This is a genomic window from Micromonospora rifamycinica (assembly GCF_900090265.1).
Classification (GTDB): Bacteria; Actinomycetota; Actinomycetes; order Mycobacteriales; family Micromonosporaceae; genus Micromonospora; species Micromonospora rifamycinica.
Window position 1 is genome coordinate 3,990,104 of the sequence record NZ_LT607752.1, and the last position, 26,476, is coordinate 4,016,579.

23 protein-coding genes are annotated in these 26,476 nt (G+C 72.5%); 7 read left to right on the plus strand and 16 right to left on the minus strand.

The genetic code is table 11. The features are described from left to right. Positions 1-119: 119 nt before the first annotated feature. Positions 120-1,340, plus strand: a complete 1,221-nt coding sequence (mycP, locus tag GA0070623_RS16380) for a type VII secretion-associated serine protease mycosin (protein ID WP_067300451.1) — start codon at positions 120-122, stop codon at positions 1,338-1,340. A 64-nt stretch (positions 1,341-1,404) separates the two neighbouring features. Here mycP and GA0070623_RS16385 read toward each other — a convergent pair whose 3' ends face one another. Then, the gene (locus GA0070623_RS16385; protein WP_067300455.1) at positions 1,405-1,698 is read right to left on the minus strand and encodes a WXG100 family type VII secretion target; all 294 of its coding nucleotides are present in this window, start codon (positions 1,696-1,698) and stop codon (positions 1,405-1,407) included. A gap of 22 nt (positions 1,699-1,720) precedes the next feature. Continuing rightward, positions 1,721-2,038, minus strand: coding sequence for a WXG100 family type VII secretion target (locus tag GA0070623_RS16390; RefSeq protein ID WP_067300459.1), 318 nt, complete (start codon positions 2,036-2,038; stop codon positions 1,721-1,723). A 287-nt stretch (positions 2,039-2,325) separates the two neighbouring features. Here GA0070623_RS16390 and eccE point away from each other — a divergent pair, with 287 nt between their 5' ends. From eccE to rarD, 4 genes are all read left to right on the plus strand, one after another. Continuing rightward, complete coding sequence (eccE, locus tag GA0070623_RS16395; RefSeq protein ID WP_067300462.1) at positions 2,326-4,137, plus strand: type VII secretion protein EccE; 1,812 nt, start codon at positions 2,326-2,328, stop codon at positions 4,135-4,137. Between the two features lie 167 nt (positions 4,138-4,304). Continuing rightward, positions 4,305-4,691, plus strand: a complete 387-nt coding sequence (locus tag GA0070623_RS16400) for a phage holin family protein (RefSeq protein WP_067300465.1) — start codon at positions 4,305-4,307, stop codon at positions 4,689-4,691. Between the two features lie 98 nt (positions 4,692-4,789). Further along, positions 4,790-5,050, plus strand: coding sequence for a hypothetical protein (locus tag GA0070623_RS16405; RefSeq protein ID WP_084260975.1), 261 nt, complete (start codon positions 4,790-4,792; stop codon positions 5,048-5,050). A gap of 52 nt (positions 5,051-5,102) precedes the next feature. Then, positions 5,103-6,026, plus strand: a complete 924-nt coding sequence (gene rarD / locus GA0070623_RS16410) for an EamA family transporter RarD (RefSeq protein WP_067300471.1) — start codon at positions 5,103-5,105, stop codon at positions 6,024-6,026. Between the two features lie 84 nt (positions 6,027-6,110). Here rarD and GA0070623_RS16415 read toward each other — a convergent pair whose 3' ends face one another. Continuing rightward, the gene (locus tag GA0070623_RS16415; protein WP_067300475.1) at positions 6,111-6,812 is read right to left on the minus strand and encodes an anti-sigma factor family protein; all 702 of its coding nucleotides are present in this window, start codon (positions 6,810-6,812) and stop codon (positions 6,111-6,113) included. Beyond that, positions 6,809-7,303, minus strand: coding sequence for a sigma-70 family RNA polymerase sigma factor (locus GA0070623_RS16420; protein WP_231932840.1), 495 nt, complete (start codon positions 7,301-7,303; stop codon positions 6,809-6,811). Before GA0070623_RS16420 ends, GA0070623_RS16415 begins: the two co-directional genes overlap by 4 nt. A 235-nt stretch (positions 7,304-7,538) precedes the next feature. Between GA0070623_RS16420 and GA0070623_RS16425 the strand changes: the two genes are divergently transcribed. Next, positions 7,539-9,653, plus strand: coding sequence for a PhoX family protein (locus GA0070623_RS16425; RefSeq protein WP_067300480.1), 2,115 nt, complete (start codon positions 7,539-7,541; stop codon positions 9,651-9,653). 193 nt (positions 9,654-9,846) lie between these two features. Here the strand turns inward: GA0070623_RS16425 and GA0070623_RS16430 are convergent, their stop codons facing one another. Continuing rightward, positions 9,847-10,629: an IclR family transcriptional regulator gene (locus tag GA0070623_RS16430; RefSeq protein ID WP_067300483.1), complete on the minus strand. Its 783-nt coding sequence runs from the start codon at positions 10,627-10,629 to the stop codon at positions 9,847-9,849. A 156-nt stretch (positions 10,630-10,785) separates the two neighbouring features. Between GA0070623_RS16430 and GA0070623_RS16435 the strand changes: the two genes are divergently transcribed. After that, positions 10,786-11,976: an MFS transporter gene (locus tag GA0070623_RS16435; protein WP_067300486.1), complete on the plus strand. Its 1,191-nt coding sequence runs from the start codon at positions 10,786-10,788 to the stop codon at positions 11,974-11,976. Positions 11,977-12,047: 71 nt separating this feature from the next. Here the strand turns inward: GA0070623_RS16435 and GA0070623_RS16440 are convergent, their stop codons facing one another. The 11 genes from GA0070623_RS16440 to nuoE form a co-directional block, all read right to left on the minus strand. Further along, complete coding sequence (locus tag GA0070623_RS16440) at positions 12,048-13,130, minus strand: polyprenyl synthetase family protein (RefSeq protein WP_067300489.1); 1,083 nt, start codon at positions 13,128-13,130, stop codon at positions 12,048-12,050. A 90-nt stretch (positions 13,131-13,220) separates the two neighbouring features. Then, positions 13,221-14,774: an NADH-quinone oxidoreductase subunit NuoN gene (gene nuoN, locus GA0070623_RS16445; RefSeq protein WP_067300492.1), complete on the minus strand. Its 1,554-nt coding sequence runs from the start codon at positions 14,772-14,774 to the stop codon at positions 13,221-13,223. Positions 14,775-14,838: 64 nt separating this feature from the next. Beyond that, complete coding sequence (locus GA0070623_RS16450) at positions 14,839-16,371, minus strand: NADH-quinone oxidoreductase subunit M (RefSeq protein WP_067300495.1); 1,533 nt, start codon at positions 16,369-16,371, stop codon at positions 14,839-14,841. A 64-nt stretch (positions 16,372-16,435) separates the two neighbouring features. Then, the gene (gene nuoL, locus GA0070623_RS16455) at positions 16,436-18,394 is read right to left on the minus strand and encodes an NADH-quinone oxidoreductase subunit L (RefSeq protein ID WP_067300499.1); all 1,959 of its coding nucleotides are present in this window, start codon (positions 18,392-18,394) and stop codon (positions 16,436-16,438) included. Between the two features lie 12 nt (positions 18,395-18,406). Further along, complete coding sequence (nuoK, locus tag GA0070623_RS16460; RefSeq protein WP_067300503.1) at positions 18,407-18,706, minus strand: NADH-quinone oxidoreductase subunit NuoK; 300 nt, start codon at positions 18,704-18,706, stop codon at positions 18,407-18,409. 55 nt (positions 18,707-18,761) lie between these two features. Continuing rightward, positions 18,762-19,532: an NADH-quinone oxidoreductase subunit J gene (locus GA0070623_RS16465; RefSeq protein WP_067300506.1), complete on the minus strand. Its 771-nt coding sequence runs from the start codon at positions 19,530-19,532 to the stop codon at positions 18,762-18,764. Further along, positions 19,529-20,167 carry an NADH-quinone oxidoreductase subunit NuoI gene (gene nuoI / locus GA0070623_RS16470; protein ID WP_067300509.1) on the minus strand — a complete coding sequence of 213 codons (639 nt, stop codon included), beginning with the start codon at positions 20,165-20,167 and terminating at the stop codon, positions 19,529-19,531. Before nuoI ends, GA0070623_RS16465 begins: the two co-directional genes overlap by 4 nt. 1 nt (position 20,168) lies before the next feature. Beyond that, positions 20,169-21,518 (minus strand): NADH-quinone oxidoreductase subunit NuoH, encoded by a 1,350-nt coding sequence (gene nuoH, locus GA0070623_RS16475; protein ID WP_067300512.1) that lies wholly within the window; start codon positions 21,516-21,518, stop codon positions 20,169-20,171. Further along, positions 21,515-23,941: an NADH-quinone oxidoreductase subunit G gene (locus tag GA0070623_RS16480; protein WP_067300515.1), complete on the minus strand. Its 2,427-nt coding sequence runs from the start codon at positions 23,939-23,941 to the stop codon at positions 21,515-21,517. Before GA0070623_RS16480 ends, nuoH begins: the two co-directional genes overlap by 4 nt. Positions 23,942-23,996: 55 nt before the next feature. Next, a complete protein-coding gene (gene nuoF, locus GA0070623_RS16485) occupies positions 23,997-25,313 on the minus strand; it encodes an NADH-quinone oxidoreductase subunit NuoF (protein WP_067300519.1) in 1,317 nt (438 codons plus the stop codon). Then, the gene (gene nuoE / locus GA0070623_RS16490) at positions 25,310-26,398 is read right to left on the minus strand and encodes an NADH-quinone oxidoreductase subunit NuoE (RefSeq protein ID WP_067300522.1); all 1,089 of its coding nucleotides are present in this window, start codon (positions 26,396-26,398) and stop codon (positions 25,310-25,312) included. Before nuoE ends, nuoF begins: the two co-directional genes overlap by 4 nt. Between the last annotated feature and the right edge of the window lie 78 nt (positions 26,399-26,476).

The following is a 26,476-nucleotide window of genomic DNA, read 5'->3' on the forward strand; positions in this document are numbered from 1 at the left end:
TCGCGTACAACCTACAAGGTGAAAACAAGATCACAATGGGCCGCTGCCGGCGGCCGACCCGACGGCCAGCCCGGGAGATAGCATCCGGTGGCCGAGTCGTCACGATACGGAGGCGGTCGATGTTCCGACCCGATGGTCGAGGGGCGCTGACGATCCTGGCCGCAGCCCTGCTCACCGCGCTACCGCTGGTCGCCGTGTCGTCGGTCACCCCGGCCCGCGCCGCCCCGACCTGCGCCACGTCGCCCGCGCCGGCCCGGCCGGTCGCCGCCGTGCCGTGGCCCCAGCAACGGTACGCCCCGCAACGGCTCACCCCGCTGGCCACCGGAGCCGGCGTCACCGTGGCCGTGATCGACTCGGGCGTCGACCGGCGGCACCCCCAGCTGCGGGGCCGGGTGCTAGACGGCGCGGACTTCCTCGACCCGGGCGGCGACGGCACCCGCGACTGCGCCGGGCACGGCACCGGCGTGGCCAGCATCATCGCCGCCGGGGAGGATGCCGGGGTGGCCTTCCGGGGGCTCGCGCCCGGGGTCCGCATCCTGCCGGTACGGGTCAGCGAACAGCAGGTCGTCGAGGGGCGGGAGTCTGGGCGCACGGTCAGCGCCGCCGGTTTCGCCGAAGCCGTCCGGTGGGCGGTGGACCACGACGCCGACGTGCTCAACCTCTCCGTCGTGTTGTACGCCGACGACCCGGACGTGCGGGACGCGATCGACTACGCGGTCCGGCGGGACGTGATCGTGGTGGCCGCCGCCGGCAACCTGCACGACAGCGGCGACCCGCTGCCCTACCCGGCCGCCTACGACGGGGTGCTCGGCGTGGGGGCGGTCACCCCGACCGGCACCCGGGCCACGTTCTCGCAGACCGGGCCGTACGTCGACCTGGTCGCTCCGGGCAGCGACGTGCTGATGGCCGCGCCGGGGCAGGGCCACCAGCGGGCCGAGGGAACCAGCTACGCCGTCCCGTTCGTGGCGGGTACCGCGGCGTTGCTGCGCGCGTACCGGCCGGACCTGAGCGCCCCGGAGGTGACCCGCCGGATCGTGGGCACCACCGACCCGGCACCCGGTGGGCCGCGGGACGGCTACGGAGCCGGGGTGCTCAACCCGTACCGGGCGGTGGTGGAGACCGGCACCGGCCCGCTGCCGACCACCCGGCCGGAGATGGCCCTGCCGGCGGAGCGGGCCGACCCGGCGCTACCGGCCCGGCGGAACCGCCGGGCGGCGGCCCGGGACCGGGCACTGCTGGTCGCCACGGTCGTCGGCGGGCTGGTGGGGGCGGCCGTCCTGCTGGCCGTGGTGCTTCCCCGGGGCACCCGCCGCCGCTGGCACCCCGCCCGGTCCACCTGACGGCGACGCCCGACGGCGGATCGTCAGGCGTCGCCGGCCGGTGGCACCGGCGCAGCCGACGTGGTCACTGGAACAGGCCGACGTTCCGCTTCTCGGTGTCGAGATAGTCGGCGGCGGAGTCGTCCACCGCGATCTTGATGTCGCGCAGCATGGCCTGGAGGTCCTGCGACGCCGAGCGCCACCGGGCCTGCCGCTGCTCGTACGCCTGCCGGGCCTCGCCGTCCCAGCCGGCGACCAGCGGCGCGGCGTCCCGTTCGAGCTGGCCGAGCTGCGAGTCGAGGGTGTTCAACGCCTTCTGGATGTCCGCGCCGGCCTGGTGCAGCGCGGCGAAGTTGACGACCAGCACACCGTGGTCCATCGGATGCTCCTTCCGGATCTGGTCAGAGCGGCAGTCGGATGCCGCGGTCGGTGCCGGCGACCCGGCCGGCGGCCTCGGTGTCCGAGACGTCGTACTGCCGGCCGGCGGTGCGGATGGCCGTGGCGGTCTCCCGCAGGGCCCGTTGCAGGGCAGCCTGGTCCCTTCCCCACTGCTGCTTGACCTGCTCGAACGAGCGCCCACCGGCACCCCGCCAGGCCTGCTGCAACACCGCCAGCTCGGCCATCAGGCCGGTCAGCATGGCCTGTAGGGACTGGTCCACCTGCTCGAACTTCGCGGCGGTGTGCTGCATCACCGCGGCTTCTGCCTGGGTCTGGGACACCCGGACGTCACCTCGTCTCCCCGGTAGACGCCGACCGTCACGCCGTCCACCCCGGACGGTCGTCGTGCGTCGGCGTCGGGCCTGGACGCAGCTGGTCGGCGGAACTCGTCGCTGACGGTAGTCGTCCGATCGCGGTTGTGCTACCCCGTCACCGCCCCCTGTGGACAACCACGTCCGGCCGGCCGACTCGGTCCCCGTCGGACCGCGCCGCCCCTTACCATGGGTCACGCTGTCGTAGCTTTCCGGTCCGATCCGGGGCCGGGCGACGACGCGACGGAGGAGATGCGGTGTCGGCGAGCACGACCGATCGTCCGGCCCGGCGTCAGCCGCCGCCGCGGGCACACCGGCGTCCGCCCCGTCCGGGCGCTGCCGTACGCCCCGGCCAGGTGGTCGCCGCGCAGGTCGCCCTGGCGTTGCCGGTGGCCGCGTACGGTCGCGGGGCCACGCCGGCCGTGCTCGCCGCCCTCGGTGCGGTGGTGCTGGTCGGCCTCGGCTGGGGGCGCTGGCGCGGGCGCTGGCTCTTCGACTGGTGGGGCACCGTCGCCGGGTACGTCAGCCGACGGCGCGGGCTGCCCGCCGACGCCTCCCCGGCGGCCCTGCTGGACCTGCTGGTCCCGGACGCCGCGCTGGGGTCGGTGGAGCTGGCCGCAGGTCCGGCCGGGATGGTCGACGACCCCGCCGGGCTGACCGTCCTGCTCGACCTCGGCGACCCGGGTGACCTGCTCGGCGACCGGTCCCAGCCGCTCCCCGCACCCGGCACGCTGCTGCCGCCCGCCGGGGCGGGGCAGCCACCCGTACGGGTGCAGTTGCTGCTGTGCGCGGTACCCGCACCGGCCGCGGCGGTGGCCGGCGGTCCGGCCGGCACGTCGTACCGGCAGTTGACCGAGGGGCGGCTCCCGGGACAGGAACGGGCCCTGCTCGCGGTCCGGGTGCTGCGGGTACCCGGCTGGGCCGACGCCGACCTGCGGCGGGCGCTCGCCGGCACGGTCCGGCGGATCGTCCGTCGGGTCGGGCCACTACCGGCCCGGCCGCTCGGCGAGCACGCCGTCCTGCGGGTGCTGGGCGAACTCGCCCACCGCGACGCCGGGCTCCCGGTCCGGGAGACCTGGTCGGTGCTGCACGTCGGTGAGCTCTGCCAGGCGACCTTCCGGTTGGACCGCTGGCCCGACGCCCGGGTCGATCCGGGTCGTCTCCTGGTGGCCCGGCTGCTGGCCCTGCCGGCGACCGCCACCACGGTGTCGCTCTGCGTCGGCCCGCACGCCGGCGACGACACCGCGCCGACGCCGGCCGAGCTGACGGTACGGCTGGCCGCCGCGACGCCGGCCGCGCTGGAGCACGCCGCCGAAGGGTTGTGCCGGCTCGCCGCCGACGCCGGGGGTGAGCTGCGCCGGCTCGACGGCGCGCAGCTGCCCGGCCTGACCGCCACCCTGCCGCTGGCGGTACCCGCGGTGGCGGAGGTGACCGCGCCGGGGGTCGAGCCACCGGAGCTGACCCTGCACCGGGCCGGGCTGGTGGTGGGGGGCGACCGGCACGGTGGCGCGGTGACGGTCCGGCTGTTCCGCGCCGAGGGCACCCGGCTGGTGCTGGTCGGCGGGCTGGCGGCGGCACAGCTGCTGGTGCTGCGGGCCGTGGCGTTGGGGGCGGGGGTGGTCGTGCAGACCGGTCGACCGCGGGCCTGGGAGCCGTTCGTCCGGGGGGTCGGCGGTCACCAGGGCGGGGTCGTGGTGGTGCCGACCGGCCGGGCGGTCGGTGCGGGCGGGGCACCGCTGCGACCGCTGCTGGTGGTGATCGACGCCGGCACCCCGGTGGGTGAGCCGGCTCCCGGGGTGGGTTGGGTGTCCACCCTGGTGGTCCGGGACGCGCTGACCCCGGCCGACCTGGACACGCTGGGCCGGGCCGACCTGGCGGTGCTGCAACCGCTCGACCCGGCGGAGGCCGCCCTGGCGGGCACGGCGCTGGGGCTGGGCGGTTCGGCGGAGTGGCTGACCCGGATCCGGGACGACATGGTGGCGGTGGTCAACCGGCGGGCGCTGCGCTGGGCGCTGCTCTCGCCGACCCCGATCGAGTCGCGGCTGGTCGGCCGGCCCGGACGGCGCTGACCGGGCTACCACCGCCGGGGGCGGCCGGACGGCGCTGACCGGGCCACGACCACCGGGGGCGGCCGGGCGGGCAACCACCCACCGAGGGCGGCCGGGCGGGGGCTGGACCCAGGTCCGGGAGGCCACGACGGTTCCCCCGGGTGGATCGCGCATGGCACGATCCCGGCATGGATCTTCTGAAGGGTCTCCTGATCCGCCTGGGTTCCACGGCGGTGGCCTTCTGGCTGGCGACACTGCTCATCCCGGGCATCACGCTCGACACCGACTCGGCCGGCGAGGCGATCGTCACCCTGGTACTGGTGTCGGTGATCTTCGGCGTGGTCAACGCGGTGCTCCAGCCGATCATCAAGACCGTCGGCTGCGGGTTCTACCTGCTCACCCTCGGGCTGATCGCCCTGGTCGTCAACGGCCTGCTGTTCCTGCTCACCAGCTGGATCGCCGACCAGGCGGACCTGCCGTTCCACGTGGACGGGTTCTGGCCGGAGGCGGTCCTCGGCGCGCTCCTCGTCGGCATCGTGACCTGGATTCTCGGCGCCATCCTCGACCGCGACTGACCCGACCGCCGGAGGCGGTGGTCGTCGGGAGCCGGGGCGCGGCCGCCGGGTGGGAATTGGCCGGCGGCACCGGCCCGGGGCAGGGCTGGCGTGACGGCGTGTTCACGCTGACCCACCCCGACGGCCACCAGCTCAGCACCGACCCGGGGCGGATCGACCGGGACCGGGTGCACCACTGGCTCTCCACCGACGCCTACCGGGCACTCGGCCGGGACCGGGAGGCGGTCCGGGACCACCTCGCCTCGTTCGGCGTACGCCGGATCGGGCTGGCGACCCTCGACGCCCACGGGGTGTACCCGAAACTGGGCTTCACCCCGGTCCCGCCGCAGCGGTGGATGGAGGGGGTGAGCGAACGGTGAGCCCGCTCACCGGAAAGGAGTCTGAGCCGGTCACACCCCTTACGGTGGGGTCGTGACTCCGCTGCGGCTCGGCTATCTCTACGGCTTCGGTTCGTACCTGATCTGGGGTTTCTTCCCGATCTACCTGAAGCTGCTCCGCCCGGCGGGGCCGGTGGAGATCCTCGCCCACCGGATCATCTGGTCGGTGCTCTTCGTCGCGCTGCTGCTCGCCGCGCTGCGCAACGTCGGTTTCCTGCGGTCGCTCGCCCGTCGTCCCCGGACCCTGGCCGGGATCGGGGTGGCGGCGGCGTTGATCGCGGTGAACTGGGGCAGCTACATCTACGGGGTGAACTCCGACCGGGTGGTGGAGACGGCGCTCGGCTACTTCATCAACCCGCTGGTGTCGGTGCTGCTCGGGGTGTTCGTGCTGCGGGAGCGGCTGCGCCCGGCGCAGTGGACGGCGCTCGGGGTGGGCGCGGCGGCGGTCGCGGTGCTCACCGTCGACTACGGTCGGCCGCCCTACCTGGCGTTGGTCCTGGCGGTCAGCTTCGCCGGCTACGGGCTGGCCAAGAAGCGGCTCGGGCTGCCGGCGGCGGAGGGGTTGTTCGTCGAGTCGGCGGTGCTCGCGCTGCCCGCCCTGGCCTACCTGGGCTGGCTGGCGGCCCGGGGCGGGTTGGCGTTCGGCCACGTCTCGGCCGGGCACACCGCGCTGCTGGTGGCGGCGGGCGTGGCGACCGCCGTCCCGCTACTGCTCTTCGCGGGCGCGGCCAACCGGCTGCCGCTGACCGCGCTGGGCATGCTCCAGTACGTGGCCCCGATCCTCCAGCTGGGCTGCGGCGTGCTGATCTTCCACGAACCGATGCCGCCGGCCCGGCTGGCCGGCTTCGCCCTGGTCTGGGCCGCTCTGTTGATCTTCACCCTGGACGCGCTGCGGCACGGCCGGCGGACCCGGGCCGTCGCCCGCGCCACCGCCCCGCTGACCGTCACCAACCACTGAGCCCGGTCCGTCCGCTCGTTCCGGGGGCCGGTCGGGCACCCGTCGTCGACGTCCGGCGGCACCGCACCCACCGGGTCCGGGACGTCAGCGGACGTCGTAGCTGAGCACCATCGTGCCGTCGGAACGCAGCAGTTCGAAGCGGACCAGTTCGGCGTCGGTGAAGCGGGTCGCACCGTGCAGGTTCACGTCGTCGCCGGGCGCGGCCAGCCACGAGGCGATCTGCTCCGTCGCGTCGTCCGGGCCGCGCGCCAGCAGCCGGAACGTGTACGCCTTGCCGTAGTCGGCCGTCGCGTCGTACCCGCAGTGCATGGTGACCTCGGTGCCCCACTTGGTGCCCCGCAGGCCGATCTCCGCGTGCACCGCCGGGGTCTTCGCGGCGACCGGCGCCATGGCGACCATCCGTACCGCCTGGGTGGTCGGCGTGGGCGTGGCCGGCGGGCGCAGGGCGGAGGCCCCACCGAAGCCGAGCACCAGGGCGAAGGCGGCGGCGACCAGCGCGGTCACGGCGTACCGGCGGCGGTGGCGGGTCCGCTCGCGGCGACGCCGCTCCCGGGCGACGGCGATCAGGTCGGGCACCCGGCTGATCTCCGGCGGTGGTGGGAGGAACTCCTCCAGCGTGGTCGGGTCGAGCCGACCGAGCAGGCCCGGCAGCACGGCGATCTCGGCCACCGCCTCCCGGCAGGCCGCGCAGCCGCCGAGGTGCCGTTCGTAGGCCGCCCGGTCGGCGGGAGCGAGCGCCCCCAGCACGTACGCGCCGTCGTCGTGCGCGAACTCGCAGCGGGTCATCCGGTCACCCCCATCTCGGCCAGGGCCAACCGTAGTGAACGCAGAGCGTAGTGGGTGCGGGACTTGACCGTCCCCGGTGGCACCCCCAGCCGGGCTGCCGCCTCGGCCACCGAACGGCCCTGGTAGAAGCACTCGACCAGCACCTCCCGGTGGGTGGGGCTGAGCCGGCTCAGCGCCTCCGCGACGGTCCAGGCCTCCACCGCGCGCTCCGCCTCGTCGACCGTCTCCGACGGCTCGGGCAGGTCGTCGGTGTACACCTCGCCGACCCGGGTCGACCGTCGTCGCCACGCGTCGATGGCCAGGTTGCGGGCGGTGGTGAAGAGCCAGGCCCGGACCGAGCCGCGGCGCGGGTCCAGTGACTCGGGATGCCGCCAGGCCCGCAGCAGGGTCTCCTGCACCAGGTCCTCGGCCCGGGTCCGGTCCCCGTTGACCAGCCGCAGCGCATGCGTGTAGAGCGCCTCGCCGTGCTCGTCGTGCAGGGCGCGCAGCAGTTGGGCGTCGTGGTCGCTGATGGTGGTCCCTCCGCTTCCCGCGACGAGTCCGGCGAACGTGTCCGCCCGTTATTACGGTTCGTGACGCTGATCGGTTCACCGGCCACTGCTGTTCACATCCGGTTCACACCGAGTCCGGTGCCCGCTCACCCCGTCCTGGCAGCGTCCGCCCGGTACGCACGTCGAGCAGGTGACAACGGCGTGCCACCGACCTGCTTCCAGGAGGCTCCAACCCATGAGCGACCGTCCCCGGCTGCTCCCGCTGCTCGGTGCCACCCGGCACGGCAGCCGCGACGCGATGACCTGTCTGTACCGCTGCGGCAACGCCTGCGACCATCCGGTACCCAACACCTCCGGCAACACCTACTTCGGCGACCTGGTCGAGGGCGAGGTCTCCCGGCGGGGCGTGGTCCGGGCGGGCGCGGTGGGCGCCCTGGTGCTCGGCTTCGGCGGCGCGCTGGCCGGAGCGGCTCCCGCCGGTGCCGCGCGGGCCACCCCGGTGGTGCCCGAGGTCAGCGACCCGACCGCGCCGCAGCGCGGCGTCGGCAGCGGGGCGCTGACCTTCAAGCCGATCCCGCCGAACCAGCTCGACACCCTGGTCGTCCCCAACGGGTACGACCACAGCGTGGTCATCCGCTGGGGCGACCCGGTGCTGCCCGGTGCGCCCCGGTTCGACCTGCACGGGCAGACCGCCGCCGCCCAGGCCAAGCAGTTCGGCTACAACAACGACTTCGTCGGGGTGCTGCCGCTGGACCGGCGGGGCAAGCGGGCGCTGCTCGTGGTCAACCACGAGTACACCAACGAGGACCTGATGTTCCCCGGCTTCACCGGCCTGGACAACCTCACCGTCGAGCAGCTGCGCACCGCGATGGCCGCGCACGGCATGTCCGTGGTGGAGCTGGAGCGGGTGGACGGCAGCGGGCAGTGGCGGCCAGTGGGTCAGGGCCGGCGGCCGTACAACCGGCGGGTCACCGCGCTGGCCACGAAGTTCGAGCTGACCGGTCCGGCCGCCGGTTCGGCCTGGCTGCGGACCGCCGCCGACCCGAAGGGCCGCACGGTGGTCGGCACCCTGAACAACTGCGCGGGCGGGGTCACCCCCTGGGGGACGGTGCTCTCCGGCGAGGAGAACTTCAACCAGTACTTCGTCGGCGCCGACGCCGCGCCCGCCGAGCTGAAGCCGAGGTTCGACCGGTACGGCATCAGCACCACCGCCCGCTACCCGAGCGGCAGCCGTAAGTGGGAGCGGGCCGACGAGCGGTTCGACCTGGCGAAGCACCCCCACGAGGCGCACCGGTTCGGGTGGATCGTGGAGATCGACCCGTTCGACCCGGAGAGCCGCCCGCGCAAGCACACCGCGCTGGGCCGGTTCAAGCACGAGGGCGCCAACGTGATCGTGGCCCGCGACAAACGGGTGGTCGCGTACATGGGTGACGACGAGCGGTTCGACTACCTCTACAAGTTCGTCTCCGACAAGAAGTTCATGCCGGGCGACTCCTGGGTGGCCCGCAAGAACAACCTGACCCTGCTGGAGTCGGGCACCCTCTACGTGGCGCAGTTCAGCCAGACCAGCGCCGCCGAGATCGACGGCTCGGGCAAGCTGCCCGCCGACGGCGCGTTCAACGGCACCGGTCGGTGGATCAGGTTGGTCAGTGGCAACCGCTCGTACGTCGACGGGATGACCGCCGCGGACGTGCTCACCTTCACCCGGCTCGCCGGGGACAAGGTCGGCGCGACCAAGATGGACCGGCCGGAGGACGTCGAGCCGAGCCTGCTCACCGGCAAGGTGTACGTGGCGCTGACCAACAACTCCGACCGGGGCAAGGCCGGCAAGCCGGCCGCCGACGAGATCAACCCGCGTAACCTCAACAAGCACGGGCAGGTCCTGGAGCTGGTCGAGGACCGGGGCGACAACACGGCGGAGTCCTTCGCCTGGTCGCTGCCGATCGTCGCCGGTGACCCGACCGACCCGTCGACCTACTTCGCCGGGTACGACAAGACCAAGGTCTCCCCGATCTCCTGCCCGGACAACGTCGCCTTCGACGCCACCGGCAACCTCTGGATCTCCACCGACGGCAACGCGCTGGGCAGCAACGACGGCCTCTTCGCCACCGCCGTCGAGGGGCCCGAGCGGGGGCACCTGAAGCAGTTCCTCACCGTTCCGCTGGGCGCGGAGACCTGTGGGCCGTTCATCACCGGCGACAACCGGTCGGTCTTCGTGGCGGTGCAGCACCCCGGCGAGATCACCGGTGCGTCGGTGGAGAAGCCGGCGTCGACCTGGCCGGACGGCGACTACGCCAAGCCGGGCGTGGTGGTCACCTGGCGGCTCGACGGCGGCCCGATCGGCAGCTGACGCACCCACCCCGGGCCGGCCCTCCGCCGGGCCGGCCGCGAAGGCCCCCTTCCGCTTCGGTCCGGGAGGGGGCCTTTCGCCTTGGCGGGTCCGGAAGGGTCCTGCCCTGCGCCGGACCAGAGAGGGATCTCGCCGGTTCCGGCAGGAGAAGTCACCGGGGCGGCGGCCGGAGCAGGGCCTCGCCCGTGGTGGGTCAGGCGTCCGCGGCGATGCCGTCGGCGACGGCGCGGGCGGCGGTGAGCAGCTTGGCCCGGACCACCCGGGCGGAGGTCATCATCTCGCTGGCCGGCAACGCGCAGGCCAGCACCACCCGACGTTCCAGGTCCTTGTCCGGGGTGACCAGCACGGCGGCGCAGGCCACCCCCTGCCGGAACTGGCCCAGCTCCAGTTGCATCCCCCGCCGGTCACCGGCGGCCAGGTCCGCCTCGAACGCCTCGGGGCTGGTGAGGGTGGCGGTGGTGAACGGCCGCATGCCGTAGTCGCGCAGGTAGCGCAGGCGCTGCTCGGAGGTGAGGGTGGCCAGCAGCGCCTTGCCCAGGGCGGTGGCGTGCGCGCCCTCGTCGAAACCGGGGACCATGTCCTCCAGGTACGGCGAGCGGACCCCTTCGGCGACGGCGGTGACCGCCACCTGGCCGCCGACGAACCGGCCCAGGTAGTGGCTCCACCCGGTGTCGACGGCTACCCGCCGCAGCGACTCACCGACGGCGACCGGCCCACGGAACGCGGTGACCAGTTCGCGGTAGCGGTCGGCGATCTCCAGGCCGACGATGTAGGTGCCGTCCTCCCGGCGGATCACGTAACCCTCGTAGGCCAGGGTGCGGACCAGGTGGTAGGTGGTGGCGACGGTCAACTCGCACCGCCGGGCGATCTGTTTGACGGTCAGCCCCTTCGGGGCACGACCGACCGACTCGAGCACGCGTAGTGCGCGGGAAACGCTCCGGATCAGATCCGAAGGTTCCGCCAGGGGGTCACGCACAACCACCTCCGCAGCCGGGGATTACACCATATGAAAAACCAGCCCGAGACGGAACGCCCGTTCGGGTGGAGGATGCCAGATCAGGCGGTATACGGCGGGTCACCCGGCGACACGCCGACGGTTGTCAGGAACTCGACTCGCGTAGGTTGGGCCACGATGACCGACACCGCGCTCAGCCCTACGCCGAGCCGACCGGCCGTCCGCCCCCTGCGGGCCAGCGTCGGAGCGGTCGCCACCACCGTCGCCAGCGTCCTGCCGGTCTTCCTGGTCGGCGGGCTCGCCGTGCAGATGGGCGACGATCTCGGCTTCTCCCCCGCCGGGCTGGGCCTGGCGGTCTCCGTGTACTTCGGGGTCAGCGCGCTGGCCTCGTTGCCGTCCGGCCGGCTGGTGGAGCGGGTCGGCCCGGTCGTGGTGGCCCGGGTCGCCACCGGGCTCGCCGCCGGTTGCCTGCTCGCCATCGCCGGGCTGGCCCGGTCGTACCCGGTGCTGGTGGCACTGCTCGCGCTGAGCGCCACCGCGAACGCGCTGGGCCAACTCGCCAGCAACGCCGCGCTGGCCCGGCACGTGCCCGCCCGGCGGCAGGGCCTGTCGTTCGGGGTGAAGCAGGCGGCCGTCCCGGCCTCCACGCTGCTGGCCGGGGCGGCGGTGCCGGCGGTCGCCCTCACCGCCGGGTGGCGGTGGGCGTTCGTGGCCGCCGCCGTCGCCGCGCTGGCCGCCCTGCCGGCCGTACCGCCGGGGACGGCCGCACCGGCGCGGGAGCGTGCGGCGGAACGCGGTGGCGGGGCCACGGTGGCGCTGGTGGTGGTCGGGGTGGCGGCCACCCTCGCGGCCGGGGCCGCCAACGCGCTGGGCACCTTCGTGGTCGACTCGTCGGTGCACCGGGGACTCGCCCCCGGCCCGGCCGGGCTGGTGCTCACCCTGGGCGGCGCGGTCTGCGTGGCCGCCCGGATCGGCGTCGGCTGGCTGGCCGACCGGCAGGCCACCGGCCACGTCACGCTGATCGCCGCGATGCTGGTGGTCGGGGCCGTCGGGTTGGGCCTGCTGGCGGTCGCCGGCCCGGGGCCGCTGACCGTCGGGGTGGTGCTCGGCTTCGGACTGGGCTGGGCCTGGCCGGGGTTGCTGAACTTCGCGGTGGTCCGGCTGCACCCGCGGGCTCCGGCCGCCGCCACCTCGATCACCCAGACCGGGGTGTACGCGGGCGGCTGCGTCGGCCCGCTCGGCCTCGGTGCGCTGGCCGGAGCGTACGGCTATCCGGCGATGTGGCTGACCGCCGCGGTCGCCATGGTCGTCGCGGCCGTCCTCATGCTCACCGGCAGCCGGCTGCTCACCCGGTCCGCCGTCGGCTGACGCGGGCCGGGCGGCCGGATCCGCTGGTGCACCCGACGGCCGGTGGGCCGGGGTCAGCTGGTGCGGTCGGGTCAGCTGGTGCGGTCGGCGATGTAGTCGCAGAGGGATTCCAGCGCGCGGCGGGCCGGGATCCGCGGCAGCGGGGCCAACTGCGCGCGGGCGTCCTCGGCGTAGCTCCGGACGGTCTCCCGGGCGCGCTTGAGCGCGGCGGACTCCCGGAGCAGGCCGAGCGCCTCGGCGTGCAGCGCATCGTCGACCAGCGGGCCGGTGGCCAGGATCTCCCGCAGCCGCACCGAGGCCGCGTCGGAGTCGTCGCCGGCCAGCGCGTAGAGCACCGGCAGGGTCGGCACCCCCTCGCGCAGGTCGGTGCCGGGCGTCTTGCCCGACTGGGTCGACTCGGAGGCGATGTCGAGCAGGTCGTCGGAGAGCTGGAAGGCCACCCCGATGGTCTCGCCGTAGCCGGCGAGAGCCTCGGTGTGCAGCTCGGTCGCCCCACCGAACATGCCGCCGAAACGGGCCGAGGTGGCGATCAGCGAACCCGTCTTGTCGGCGATCACCCGCAGGTAGTGGTCGACCGGGTCCTCGGTACGGGGACCGACGGTCTCGGCGATCTGCCCGTGCACCAGCCGGGCGAAGGTGCGGGCCTGGAGGCGGACCGCCACCGGCCCCAGGTCGGCGGCGATGTCGGCGGCCCGCGCGAAGAGGTAGTCGCCGACCAGGATGGCCACCGAGTTGGTCCAGCGGGAGTTGGCGCTCGGGGCACCCCGCCGCACGGCCGCCTCGTCCATCACGTCGTCGTGGTAGAGGGTGGCCAGGTGGGTGAGCTCCATCACCACCGCAGCCGGCACCACCTGCGGACCGGCCGGGTCGCCGAACTGCGCGCCCAGGGCCACCAGCAACGGGCGGAACCGCTTGCCGCCCGCCTCCACCAGGTGCCGGGCCGCCTCGGTGACGAGCGGATCGGCGCTGGACACGCTGGCCCGCAACTCCACCTCGACGTCGTCCAGCAGGCCCAGCACGGACGCCTCGACCTGCGGATCGGCCAGATGCACGCCGAGCGCGCCGACCTGACTCGTGCCCGCCCGGCCCCGACGCCCGCCGGAACCGACGACGCCTGAACGCTCCCCCGCCGGAATCACCACACCATCAACCATGCCACACCCGTTCGACCTGCTCCGGACGGGGGATACGGCCGTGGGGCCGGCGCGCTCCAGCGCACCGGCCCCACGATCCGGGCGGAAAGGTCACCTGACGAAGGCCGCGGCATCCGTCGCCAGGTCGAGCAGGGGTGCCGGCAGCACGCCGAAGATCAGCGTGGCAGCCACCCCGATCATCAGCGCGGTGGCGGTCAGCCCACCGGGCACCGCGACGGTCGGGGTCGACTCGCCCGGCTCGGAGAGCCACATCATCACCACCACCCGCAGGTACGGGAAGGCCAGCACCATGCTGGTCAGCACACCGGCCACCACCAGCCAGGCGTGCCCGCTCTCCAGCGCCGGGCCGAAGACCGCGAACTTGCTCATGAAGCCGCTGGTCAGCGGGATACCGGCGAAGGCCAGCAGGATGAAGGTGAAGACCCCGGCGTAGAACGGCGAACGGCGGCCCAGCCCGGCCCAGCGGGACAGGTGGGTGGCCTCGCCGTCGGCGTCCCGGACCAGGGTCACCACGGCGAACGCGGCGAGCACCGAGAAGCCGTAGGTGGCCAGGTAGAACATCGTGCCGGAGACGCCCGCACCGGTCGGGGCGAGCACCCCGACCAGGAGGTAACCGGCGTTGGCGATCGACGAGTACGCCAGCAGCCGCTTGATGTCGGTCTGGGTGACCGCCAGCACCGCGCCGACCAGCATGGTGAGCACCGCCACCACCCCGAGCACCGGGGTGAAGTCCCAGGCGGCCTGGTCGAACGCCACGTGGAAGACCCGCAGCAGGGCACCGAACGCGGCCACCTTCGTGCAGGCCGCCATGAGGCCGGTGACCGGGGTGGGTGCGCCCTGGTAGACGTCCGGGGTCCAGACGTGGAACGGCGCGGCGGCGGCCTTGAAGAGCAGACCGATCGCGATCAGCGCCATCCCGGCGAAGAGCAGCACCTCGCTGGAGGGGGACTCGCTCACCGCGACGTGCACGGTGGCGAAGTCGACCCCGGCCGAGCGGCCCGGGATGCCGGCGGTGAAGCCGTAGACCAGAGCCACCCCGAACAGGAAGAACGCCGAGGCGTACGCGCCGAGCAGGAAGTACTTCATCGCCGCCTCCTGGCTCAGCAGCCGCCGGCGACGGGCCAGCGCGCAGAGCAGGTAGAGCGGCAGGGAGAAGACCTCCAGCGCGATGAACATGGTCAGCAGGTCGTTCGCCGCCACGAAGATCAGCATGCCGCCGATCGCGAAGCTGGTCAGCGGGTAGACCTCGGTGGCCCCGTTGCGCCCCTCGGCCTGCTTGCGGTCGTCGGCCGACTCGGCGGTCACCGCCGCCTGGGCGACGAACGCGCCGCCCCGCTCGACCGACCGCTCGCCGATCAGCAGCAGCGACATCGCGGCGAGCACCAGGATGGTGCCCTGGAGGAACAGGGTGGGACCGTCCACCGCCAGCGCCCCGCCCGCCGTGACCAGCCGGGCGTCGGCGTTGAGCACCACCATCACCAGCGCGGCGAGCACCGCCAGCAGGGAGAGCGTGAGCTGCACCAGGTGCCGGCGGCGGCGCGGCACGAACGCCTCCACCAGGACGCCCAGCAGGGCCACCCCCAGCATGATCAGGATCGGGGCGATCGCCGGGTAGTCGATCGACGGCAACTTGAGTTCGGTCACTGCGGATGCCGCCTTTCGTTCGCGACTGCGGGGCTCACTCGCTGCGCTCGTCCGCTCCCCGCGCTCACTGCGCAGCCTCCTGGACGCTGCCGACCTCGGGGGCGGGATCGGTCTTGCCGACGTCCTGCATGGTGGCCTGGACGGCGGGGTTGATCACATCGGTGACCGGCTTGGGGTAGAAGCCGAGCAGCACGATCAGGGCGATCAGCGGGGCGACCACGACCTTCTCGCGCAGGGTGAGATCGCGGTGCATCGCCTTGACCTCGGTCAGCTCCGGGTTGAGCGTGCCCTGGGTGGTGCGCTGCACCATCCACAGCACGTACGCCGCCGCCAGGATGATGCCCAGGGTGGCGATCACCGCGACCGGCTTGTTCACCGTGAAGGTGCCGATCAGCACCAGGAACTCGGAGACGAACGGCGCGGTGCCGGGCAGCGCCAGCGAGGCGAGACCCGCGAAGAAGAGCACCCCGGCCAGCAGCGGGACCAGCTTGCCCGCCCCGCCGAAGTCGGAGATCAGCGACGAGCCCCGGCGGGCGATGAGCATCCCGACCACCAGGAAGAGCAGGCCGGTGGCGAGCCCGTGGTTGAGCATGTAGAGCACCGCGCCGGTGCCCGCCTGGGTGGTGAAGGCGAAGATGCCGACCCCGATGAACCCGAAGTGCGCGATCGAGGTGTACGACACCAGCCGCTTCAGGTCGGACTGGCCGACGGCGAGCAACGCGGCGTAGAGGATGCCGATCAGGCCCAGCGCCAGCGCCCACGGCGCGAACCACTTCGACGCCTCCGGGAACAGCGGCAGGCAGTACCGCAGGATGCCGAACGTGCCGACCTTGTCCAGCACGCCGACCAGCAGCGCGGCGGCACCCGCCGGGGCGGCCCGACCGGCGTCCGGCAGCCAGGTGTGGAACGGGAAGAACGGTGCCTTGATCGCGAAGGCGAGGAAGAAGCCGAGGAACAGCCAGCGCTCGGTGCCGGTGGAGATGTCCACCTGGGTGAGCGCCTGCCAGTCGAAGGTCTTGCCGCCGACCACCCACAGGCCGATCACCGCGGCCAGCATGAACAGGCCGCCGACCAGCGAGTACAGGAAGAACTTCACCGCCGCGTACTGCCGCTGGTGGCCGCCGTAGCTGCCGATCAGGAAGTACATCGGCACCAGCATGACCTCGAAGAACACGTAGAACAGGAAGACGTCGGCGGCGGCGAAGACGCCGATCATCGTGGATTCGAGGACGAGCAGCAGGGCGAAGTAGGCCGGCACCGAGCGCTTCGACGCGTCGGCGTCGTGCCAGGACGCCAGGATCACCAGCGGCACCAGCACCGCGATCAGCATCAGCATGACCAGCGCGATGCCGTCGACGGCGAAGGTGAAGTTGACGTCCCAGGTGGGGATCCATGGGTACGACTCGCGGAACTGGAGCCGGTCACCGTCCGCCTGGAAGGTGACCCACATCACCACCGAGAGCGCCAGCACCAGCAGCGACCAGCCGAACGCCACCTGCTTGGCCAGGTCGGGCCGGCGACGCGGCAGGAAGGCCACGACCAGGGCGCCGACCAGCGGTGCCACGGTCAGCACCGAGAGGAACGGGAAGTTGGACATTATGCGGCCTTACCTCCGTCGTGGATGCGGGGTCCGCCGGCGGGGGCGGTCGCCTTGAGGTCGATCACGCCAGCCACCCCGCCTGCACCGCCAGGAACGCCGCCACCACGAGCAGCGCGCCGGTCAGGATCGAGGTCGCGTACGACCGGACGAAGCCGGTCTGCCAGCGCCGGAGCCGACCCGACCCGCCGCCGACCCCGGCGGCCAGGCCGTTGACCAGGCCGTCGACGCCCCGGTTGTCCAGGAAGACCAGCGCCCGGGTGAGGAAGATGCCCGGCTTCTCGAAGACCACCTCGTTGAAGGCGTCCGTGTAGAGGTTGCGCCGGGCGGCGGTGACCAGCACCCCGGCCGGCTGCGGCGCGACGGCGGTGCCGTTGCGGAACAGCGCCCAGGCCAACCCGGCACCGAGCACCGTCACCACCAGCGACAGCGCGGTCAGCAGCCAGTGCGGCAGCACCGCCGCGTGCTCGGCGTGCTCGCCGCCCAGCCCGGCGGTGGCGGTCAGCCAGTCCGGCACCGAGGTGGCGAGCAGGAAACCCGCGCCGACCGAGCCGATCGCCAGCAGGATCAGCGGGATGGTCATCAGCTTCGGCGACTCGTGCGGGTGCTCGATGTCCTCGGTCCACCGCTTCGGGCCGTGGAAGGTCAGCACGAACAGCCGGGTCATGTAGAACGCGGTCAGCCCCGCGCCGAGCAGCGCCGCCCCGCCGAACAGCCAGGCCGTCCAGCCCTCCCGCTCGAACGCGGCCACGATGATCGGCTCCTTCGAGAAGAAGCCGGAGAACGGGAACATGCCGATGATGGCGAGCCAGCCCATCATGAAGGTGATCCAGGTGATCTTCATGTACTTCGACAGCCCGCCGAAGCGGCGGATGTCCACCTGGTCGTTCATGCCGTGCATGACCGAGCCGGCGCCGAGGAACATGTTGGCCTTGAAGAAGCCGTGCGCCAGCAGGTGCACGATGGCCAGCGCGTACGCCGCGCCGCCGAGGCCGACACCGAGGAACATGTAGCCGATCTGGCTGACCGTCGACCAGGCCAGCACCCGCTTGATGTCGTCCTTGGCCGCGCCGATGACGCAGCCCATCAGCAGGGTCAGCGCGCCGACGCTGACCACCACGAGCTGGAGGGTCTCGTTGGCCGAGAAGATCGGGTTGGACCGGGCGATCAGGTAGACGCCCGCGGTGACCATGGTGGCCGCGTGGATCAGCGCCGACACCGGGGTCGGGCCCTCCATCGCGTCCGGCAGCCACGCCTGGAGCGGGAACTGACCGGACTTGCCGGCCGCCCCGAGCAGCAGCAGCAGGCCCAGCACCAGCACCGTGCCGCTGGCCAGTCCGCCGACGGAGGAGAAGACCTCGTCGTACTGGGTGGTGCCGAGGGTGGCGAACAGGATGAAGATGCCGATCGCCAGGCCGGCGTCGCCGACCCGGTTCATCAGGAACGCCTTCTTGCCGGCGGTGGCCGCGCTCGGCCGCCCGTACCAGAAGGAGATCAGCAGGTACGACGCCAGACCGACGCCCTCCCAGCCGAAGTAGAGCATCACGTAGTTGTTGCCGAGCACCAGCAGCAGCATCGCGGCGACGAACAGGTTGAAGTACGCGAAGAACCGTCGCCGGCCCTCGTCGTGCGCCATGTACTCGACCGCGTAGAGGTGGATCAGGAAACCCACCCCGGTGATCAGCAGGACGAAGACCGCGGCCAGCGGGTCGAAGAGCAGACCGAAGTCCACCCGCAGGTCGCCGACCGTGATGAAGTCCCAGAGGCTCAGCTCGACGGACTTGTTCTCCAGTCCGCGCAGCTGGAAGAACGAGGTGAGCCCCAGCACGAACGCGGCACCGATCGCGGCCACGCCCAGCCAGTGCCCCCAGCGGTCGGCCCGCCGGCCGAGCAGCAGCAGGATCGCCGCGCTGGCCAGCGGGATCGCCACCAGCAGCCAGACGCTGCTCAGCAGGCCGTCCGCCGCCGCGTAGGTGACGGCGCCCGCCGGCTCTGCCTGGGCGTACGTCAGAATCTCATCCACCGCAGGGCCCCTTTAGTACTTCAGCAGGTTGGCGTCGTCGACGCTCGCGGAGCGCCGGGTCCGGAAGATCGACATGATGATCGCGAGCCCGACCACGACCTCGGCCGCCGCCACCACCATCACGAAGAACGCCATGATCTGTCCGTTGAGGTCACCGTTGATCCGGCTGAAGGTGACCAGCGTCAGGTTGGCCGCGTTGAGCATCAGCTCGACGCACATGAACAGCACGATCGCGTTGCGCCGCACCAGCACGCCGACCGCGCCGACGGTGAACAGCACCGCCGCCAGGATCAGGTAGTAGTCGGGGGTCACCGGACCGACCTTTCGTTTGCGACTGCGGGGCTCCGCTTCGCTGCACTCCTCGCGCTCACCGTTCCGTCCCCTTCAGGGTGGTTTCCTCGGCGGTCAGCTCGCGCTGCGGCAGGATCGCCGGGGTGCTGCGGTCGGTCAGCCGGCCGTCGGGCAGCCGGGCCGGGGTGGCCACCGAGGAGGAGGTGGCGAAGACACCCGGGCCGGGCTTCGGGCCGGGGTAGTTGCCGGGGCGGAACCGGGCCTTCATGGTGGCGACCTGGTCCATCTTGTCTTCCTTGCGCCGCTCGACGTGCGCCAGCACCATCGCGCCGATGGCCGCCGTGATCAGCAGCGCGGAGGTCAGCTCGAAGGCGAGGACGTACTTGGTGAAGAGCAGCCGGGCGATGCCCTGCACGTTGCCCTCCGCGTTGGGCTGCTCCAGCCCGACCGCCGTGACGCCGTCCAGCGCCCGGTACAGGCCGGTGCCGACCAGCCCGGCGAAGCCGAGCCCGAGCACCACCGCGGCGACCCGCTGGCCGCGCAGCGTCTCGATCAACGAGTCGGAGGCGTCCCGGCCGACCAGCATCAGCACGAACAGGAACAGCATCATGATCGCGCCGGTGTAGACGATGATCTGCACCATGCCGATGAACGGCCCGGCCTGGAGTACGTAGAACACGCCCAGGCAGAGCATGGTGAGCACCAGGAACAGCGCCGAGTGAACCGCGTTGCGCGCCCACACCATGCCGATCGCGCCGATCAGCGCCAGCGGGGCGAGGATCCAGAAGGTGACCTCCTCACCCCCGGACACCTGGCCCGCCGCAGCGAGCACCGTGGACGTGTTCATGCTCCGGCTCCCTTGCCCGCCGCCCGCTGGGCCGCCTGCTCGGCACCCGGGAAGGTCACCCCGGGGTGCTCCTCGACCCGGTACCGACCGGGGCCCATCGGCGACTGCTCGGCACCGGCCGAGGTGCCCGGGTTGGTCAGCGCGCCGACGTAGTAGTCCTTCTCGCTGTCACCGAGCCGCATCGGGTGCGGCGGCTGCTCCATACCTTCGAGCAGCGGAGCGAGCAGCTGCTCCTTGGTGAAGATCAGATCCTGCCGGTTGTCCCGGGCCAGCTCGTACTCGTTGCTCATGGTCAGCGAACGGGTCGGGCAGGCCTCGATGCAGAGCCCGCAGAAGATGCACCGGGCGTAGTTGATCTGGTAGACGCTGGCGTACCGCTCACCCGGCGAGAAGCGCTGCTCGTCGGTGTTGTCGCCACCCTCGACGTAGATCGCGTCCGCCGGGCAGGCCCAGGCGCACAGTTCGCAGCCGATGCACTTCTCCAGGCCGTCCGGGTGCCGGTTGAGGATGTGCCGCCCGTGGTAGCGCGGCGCCGAGACCGGCGGCTTGAACGGGTAGTCGGTGGTGACGACCTTCCTGAACATGTGCGAGAAGGTGACACCGAAGCCCTTGAACGTTCCGGTGATCGCGCCCACGTCACACCTCCTGAGAGTCGGAGCCGGTGGCGATGTTGGCCGGCTCCCGCTCGGCGACCACACGCTTGGTGCGCGGGCTCGGCGGTACCTGTAGATCCAGCGGGGGCAGCGGGAAGCTGCCGTACGGCCGGTTGTCGGCCTGTTCCTGCGGGGTCGGCTTCGGGGCCGGCTTGCGGCTCGGCCACAGCAGCGTCGCCAGCAGCAGCACGCCCGCGCCGATGGCGGTGGCGAGCAGCCGGTCCCGGGACTGCCAGTCCTCGATGGAACGCAGCCCGGCCAGGACGAGGATCCAGACCAGGTTGATCGGGAGCAGCACCTTCCAGCCGAAGCGCATGAACTGGTCGTAGCGCAGCCGGGGCAGAGTGCCCCGGAGCCAGACGAAGACGAAGACCAGCATCAGCACCTTGCCGAAGAACCAGAGCATCGGCCACCAGCCGGTGTTGGCGTCCGCCCACAGCGTGATCGGCCAGGGTGCCCGCCAGCCGCCGAGGAAGAGCGTCGTGGTGACCGCGGACATGGTCACCATGGCCACGTACTCGGAGAGCATGAAGAGCGCGAACTTCAGCGAGCTGTACTCGGTCATGAAGCCGGCGACCAGCTCCGACTCCGCCTCGGGCAGGTCGAACGGTGCCCGGTTGGTCTCCCCGACGGTGGCGATGAAGAAGATGATGAAGCTGGGCAGCAGCAGGATCGCGTACCAGCCGGGGGCCGGGATCTCGGTGCCGGCGATGGTGAGCCGGGTGGCGTCCCCCTGGGCCGCGACGATCCCGCTGGTCGACATGGTGCCGGCGGTCATGAACACCGCGACGATGCTCAGCCCCATCGCGACCTCATACGAGATCATCTGAGCGCTGGAGCGCAGGCCGCCGAGCAGCGGGTACGTCGAGCCGGAGGCCCAGCCGCCGAGCACGATGCCGTAGACCGCCAGCGACGAGCAGGCCAGCAGCACCAGCACCGCCACCGGCACGTCGGTCACCTGCAACGGCGTCCGGTGGCCGAAGATGCTCACCATCGGGCCGAACGGGATCACCGACAGCGCGGTGACCGCGCAGACCACGGAGATGACCGGGGCGAAGAAGTAGACCACCTTGTCGGCGGCCTTCGGGAGGATGTCCTCCTTGAAGGCCATCTTGAGGCCGTCGGCGAGGGTCTGGAGCAGGCCGAACGGGCCGACCTGGTTGGGGCCGGGCCGGACCTGCATGTAGCCGACGACCCGCCGCTCGAACCAGACGCCGAGCAGGGTGGCGAGCAGGCCGAAGACGAACGCGAAGACGATCTTGATGAGGACCAGCCACCACGGATCCCGGCCGAAGTCGGCCAGCGTCGGGTCCTGCGCCAGGAGGGTGTTCACCGTGCACCTCCGGAGATCCGTACCACCGTGCCGGACGCGGTGCCGAGGCTGCGCCGGACGGTCGAACCGGGCGAGTTGGTCGGCAGCCAGACAACGCCGTCGGGCATCTCGGTGATGGCCGCCGGCAGGGTGACCGCACCGCGGTCGGTGCCCACCGTGACCGGGTCACCGTCGGCCACCCCGAGCGTCTCGGCGGTGCCCTTGCCCAGCCGGACCACCGGCGGACGGGCGGTGCCGGCAAGGTGCTCGTCGCCGTCGGTGAGGCTGCCCAGGTCGACCAGCTGGTGCCAGGTCGCCAGCACCGCCTCGCCGGCACCCGGCTGGGGCACCGCCCCCGGGGCGACCGACGGGCTGACCGGCCGGTCCGCCCGGGTCGGCGGCAGCGCGCCCAGCTCCCGGCGGATGCCCGACACGTCACCGGTGCCGAGCCGCACGTCGAGCTGCGCGGCGATCGCGTCCAGCACCCGGGCGTCGGTCATCGCGGCGGTGTGCAGCACCGCCTCGAAGGTGCGCAGCCGGCCCTCCCAGTCCAGGAAGCTGCCGGCCTTCTCGACCACCGGGGCCACCGGCAGCACCACGTCCGCCCGGCGGGCCACCGCCGAGTGGCGCAGCTCCAGGCTGACCAGGAAGGGCACCGCGTCGAGGGCCTGCTCGGCCAGCCTCGGGTCGGCCAGGTCGGCCGGGTCCACCCCGGCCACCACCAGCGCGCCGAGCTGACCGTTCGCGGCGGCGGCCAGGATCTGGTCGGTGTCCCGACCGGCCTGGCTGGGGATCACCCCGGCCGGGATGTCCCACGCCTCGCCCAGCTCGGCGCGGGCCGACGGCTCGGTCACCGGACGCCCGCCGGGCAGCAGGTTGGGCAGGCAGCCCGCGTCGACCGCACCCCGGTCGCCCGCGCGCCGCGGCACCCAGGCCAGCTTCGCGCCGGTACGCCGGGCGACGTCCGCCGCCGCGGAGAGGCCACCGGGCACGCCGGCCAGCCGCTCGCCCACGAACAGGATCGCGCCCTCGGCGCTCAGCGCCTCGGCCACCGTGTCGTGCTCGGCGAGCACGCTCGCCTCCTCGCCCGGCACCACCCGGGCCAGCTTGGCCCCGAGCTTCTCCAGGCCCCGGGTGGCGAAGGGGGCGATCGCGTAGACCGTCAGCTTCTTCTTCAGGTACGCCTTGCGCAGCCGCAGGAAGAGGATCGGGCACTCCTCCTCCGGCTCCAGGCCGACCAGCACCACCGTGGACGCCTTCTCCACGTCGGCGTACGTCACGTCGGTGACCCCGGCGACGGTGCTGGCCAGGAAGTCGGACTCCTCGCGGGAGACCGGCCGGGCCCGGAAGTCGATGTCGTTGGTGTTCAGGGCGACCCGGGCGAACTTCGCGTACGCGTAGGCGTCCTCGACGGTCAGCCGGCCGCCGGTCAGCACCGCCGTGCCGCGTCCCTCGTCGCGGGCGGCCCGCAGCCCGTCGGCGGCCCGGGTCAGCGCCTCGCTCCAGGACGCCTCCCGCAGTTCACCGGACTTCTCGTCGCGGACCAGCGGGGTGGTGAGCCGGTCGAAGGCGCGGGTGTACTGGAAGCCCCACCGCCCCTTGTCGCAGTTCCACTCCTCGTTGACCTGCGGGTCGTCCCCGGCGAGCCGGCGCAGCACCTTGCCCCGCCGCCAGTCGGTGCGCTGCGCGCAGCCGGCCGAGCAGTGCTCGCAGACGCTCGGGCTGGAGACCAGGTCGAACGGGCGGGCCCGGAACCGGTACTGCGCCCCGGTGAGCGCCCCGACCGGGCAGATCTGCACGGTGTTGCCGGAGAAGTACGAGTTGAACGGGACGTCGCCGGAGTCGCCCTCGGCGCCGTACGCGTCGTCCCGGTAGATGTTGATCTCCTCGGCGGACGACCGGCCCATCAGGTCGATGAACTTGTCGCCGGCGATCTCCTCGGAGAACCGGGTGCAGCGCTGGCAGAGCACGCAGCGCTCCCGGTCCAGCAGCACCTGGGTGCTGATCTCCATCGGCTTGACGTACTCCCGCTTGTGCTCGTGGAAGCGGGAGTCGGTGCGGCCGGTGGACATCGCCTGGTTCTGCAGCGGGCACTCACCACCCTTGTCACACATCGGGCAGTCCAGCGGGTGGTTGACCAGCAGCAGCTCCATCACCCCCTCCTGCGCCTTCTTGGCGACCGGGGAGCTGAGCTGGGTGCGGACCACCATGCCCTCGGCGACGGTCTGGGTGCAGGAGGCGACCGGCTTACGCTGGCCCTCCACCTCGACCAGACACTGCCGGCAGGCGCCGGCCGGGGCCAGCAGCGGGTGGTCACAGAACCGGGGGATCTCGGTGCCCAGCTGCTCGGCGACCCGGATCAGCAGCGCCCCCTTGGGGGCGGTGACCTCGACACCGTCGATGGTGAGCGTCACGGTCTCGGTCTGCTTGGCTACGTCAGTCATCAGAGTCGCCTTCCCTTCGCGACTGCGGGACTCGCAAGCTCGTTCCTCGCGCTCATCAGTGGGCTCCAACCAGAGACTTGTCGGAGAGCTTCGGCGCGGTACGCCCCTCGATGTAGTCGAGGTAGTCCTGCTTGAAGTACTGCAACGACGAGGTCACCGAGCTGGTCGCACCGTCACCCAGACCGCAGAACGAGCGGCCGAGGATGTTGTCGCAGGTGTCGAGCAGGGTGTCCAGGTCCTCGTGGGTGCCCTGGCCGGCGAGGATGCGCCGGTAGACCCGGACCATCCAGTAGTTGCCCTCCCGGCACGGGGTGCACTTGCCGCACGACTCGTGGTGGTAGAACTCCAGCCACCGGTAGGTCGCGTAGACCGGGCAGTCCTGGTCGGAGAAGATCTGGGTGGCCGTGGTGCCCAGGATCGAGCCGGCCGCCGCCACCCCCTCGAAGTCCAGCGGCACGTCCAGGTGCTCGGCGGTGAGCAGCGGGGTCGACGATCCCCCCGGCGTCCAGAACCTGAGCTGGTGACCGGGCTGCATGCCGCCGGCCAGCTCGATCAGCTCGCGCAGGGTGACGCCCAGGCCGCACTCGAACTGGCCGGGGTTGACGATCCGGCCGGAGAGCGAGTAGATCATCGGCCCGGAGGACTTCTCGGTGCCCATCGACTTCCACCAGTCCGCACCGCCCAGCACGATGTACGGCACGCTGGCGATGGTGCCGACATTGTTGACCACCGTCGGGCTGGCGTACAGGCCGTGGGTGGCCGGGAACGGCGGCCGGAGCCGGGGCTGACCCCGGAACCCCTCCAGCGAGTCGAGCAGCGCCGTCTCCTCGCCGCAGATGTACGCCCCGGCACCCGAGTGCACCACCAGCTCCAGGTCGAACCCGGTGCCCAGGATGTTGCGGCCGAGGTAGCCCTTGGCCTGCGCCTCGGCCACCGCGTTGCGCAGCCGGCGGGCGGCGTGCACCGCCTCGCCCCGGATGTAGATGTAGGCCCGGCTGGCCCGGATCGCGTACGAGGCGATGATGACCCCCTCGACCAGCGAGTGCGGGTCGTGGGTCATCAGCGGCAGGTCCTTGCAGGTGCCCGGCTCGCCCTCGTCGGCGTTGACCACCAGGTAGTGCGGCTTGCCGTCGTTCTGCGGGATGAAGCCCCACTTCAGGCCGGTGGGGAAGCCCGCGCCACCCCGGCCGCGCAGCCCGGAGTCCTTGATCAGCTGGATCAGGTCGTCCGGGTGGGCCTTGAGGGCCTTGCGCAGCGCGGCGTAGCCGTCGAGCTTCTCGTAGCCGCCGATCCGCCAGGCGTCCGGGGAGATCCAGCGCCGGGTCAGCACCGGGGTCAGCTTGGCCAGGGTCTCCGGCCGGGGAGCGGTCACTTCTGGACCCCCGTCTCACTCGCGGCGGCGGAGCCCGCGCCGGCAGCGTCCGTCTCCGCCTCGGCTTCCTTGAGGTTGCGCTGCTGCGCCCCGGCCTCGTCGCCGGCGGGCTTGCCGTCACCGGCGGGTGGGTTCGCGGCCACCCCGGCCGCCTGCGCCGCCTGCGCGTCGCGGGACGCCGGCGGTGCGCCGTCGGTCGGGACCTTGGTGCCGGGGGCGTCCGGCGCGGCGGTCGCCGCGTCGGGCTGCCGGGTCTCGGCGGTACGCACCTGCGGCGACTTGTCGTCGGGTGCCTTCACGTCCGGCGCGGTGCTGCCGGTGACCTGCTCCGGCTTCGCCGCCGGGGCGGCCTTGTCGGCCTCGGCCTTCGCCTTGGCCTCGGCGGCGGCCCGGTCGGCCTCGGCCTTGCTGCGGATCGGGGTCTTCGGGTCGTACGTCGGTGCGGTGATGCCATGCTGCTCGGCCAGGCGCAGGCCGCGCAGGGTGGCCGCACCCGGCCCGCCGTCGGCGACCGCGCCGTCGCGCTCGTCGGCGAACCCGGCGAGCTGGACGGCCATCTCCTTGAGCGTGCAGAGCCGGGCACCCCGGGTCGGCATCGGCCGGCCCCCGGCGCGCAGCTCGTCGACCACGCCGACCGCGCCCTGCGGGTCCACGCCGTCGAAGAAGTCGTAGTTGACGGTCATCACCGGGCCGTAGTCGCACGCCGCCAGGCACTCGGCGTGCTCCAGGGTGATCTTCCCGTCGGCGGTGGTCTCGTCGTGCCCGACGCCCAGGTGCTCGACCAGGGTGTCGTAGACCTCCTGGCCGCCGAGCACGTTGCACATCGTGTTGGTGCAGACGCTGACCAGGTAGTCACCGGTGGGCCGGCGCTTGTACATGGTGTAGAAGGTGGCCACCGCACCGACCTGGGCCTTGTTCAGCCCCAGCACCTCGGCGCAGAACGTCACCCCGGCCGGCGAGACGTAGCCCTCCTCGGCCTGCACCAGGTGCAGCAGCGGCAGCAGCGCCGAGCGGGACCGGTCGGCCGGGTACCGGGCGATGATCTCCCGCGCCCGGACCCGGGTCTCTTCAGTAAACGTCGTCATCAGAGTCGCCTCCCGTTCGCGACTGGGCATGCCTCGGCCCCCGACTGCGGGGCTCGCTGCGCTCTCTCCTCGCGCGGG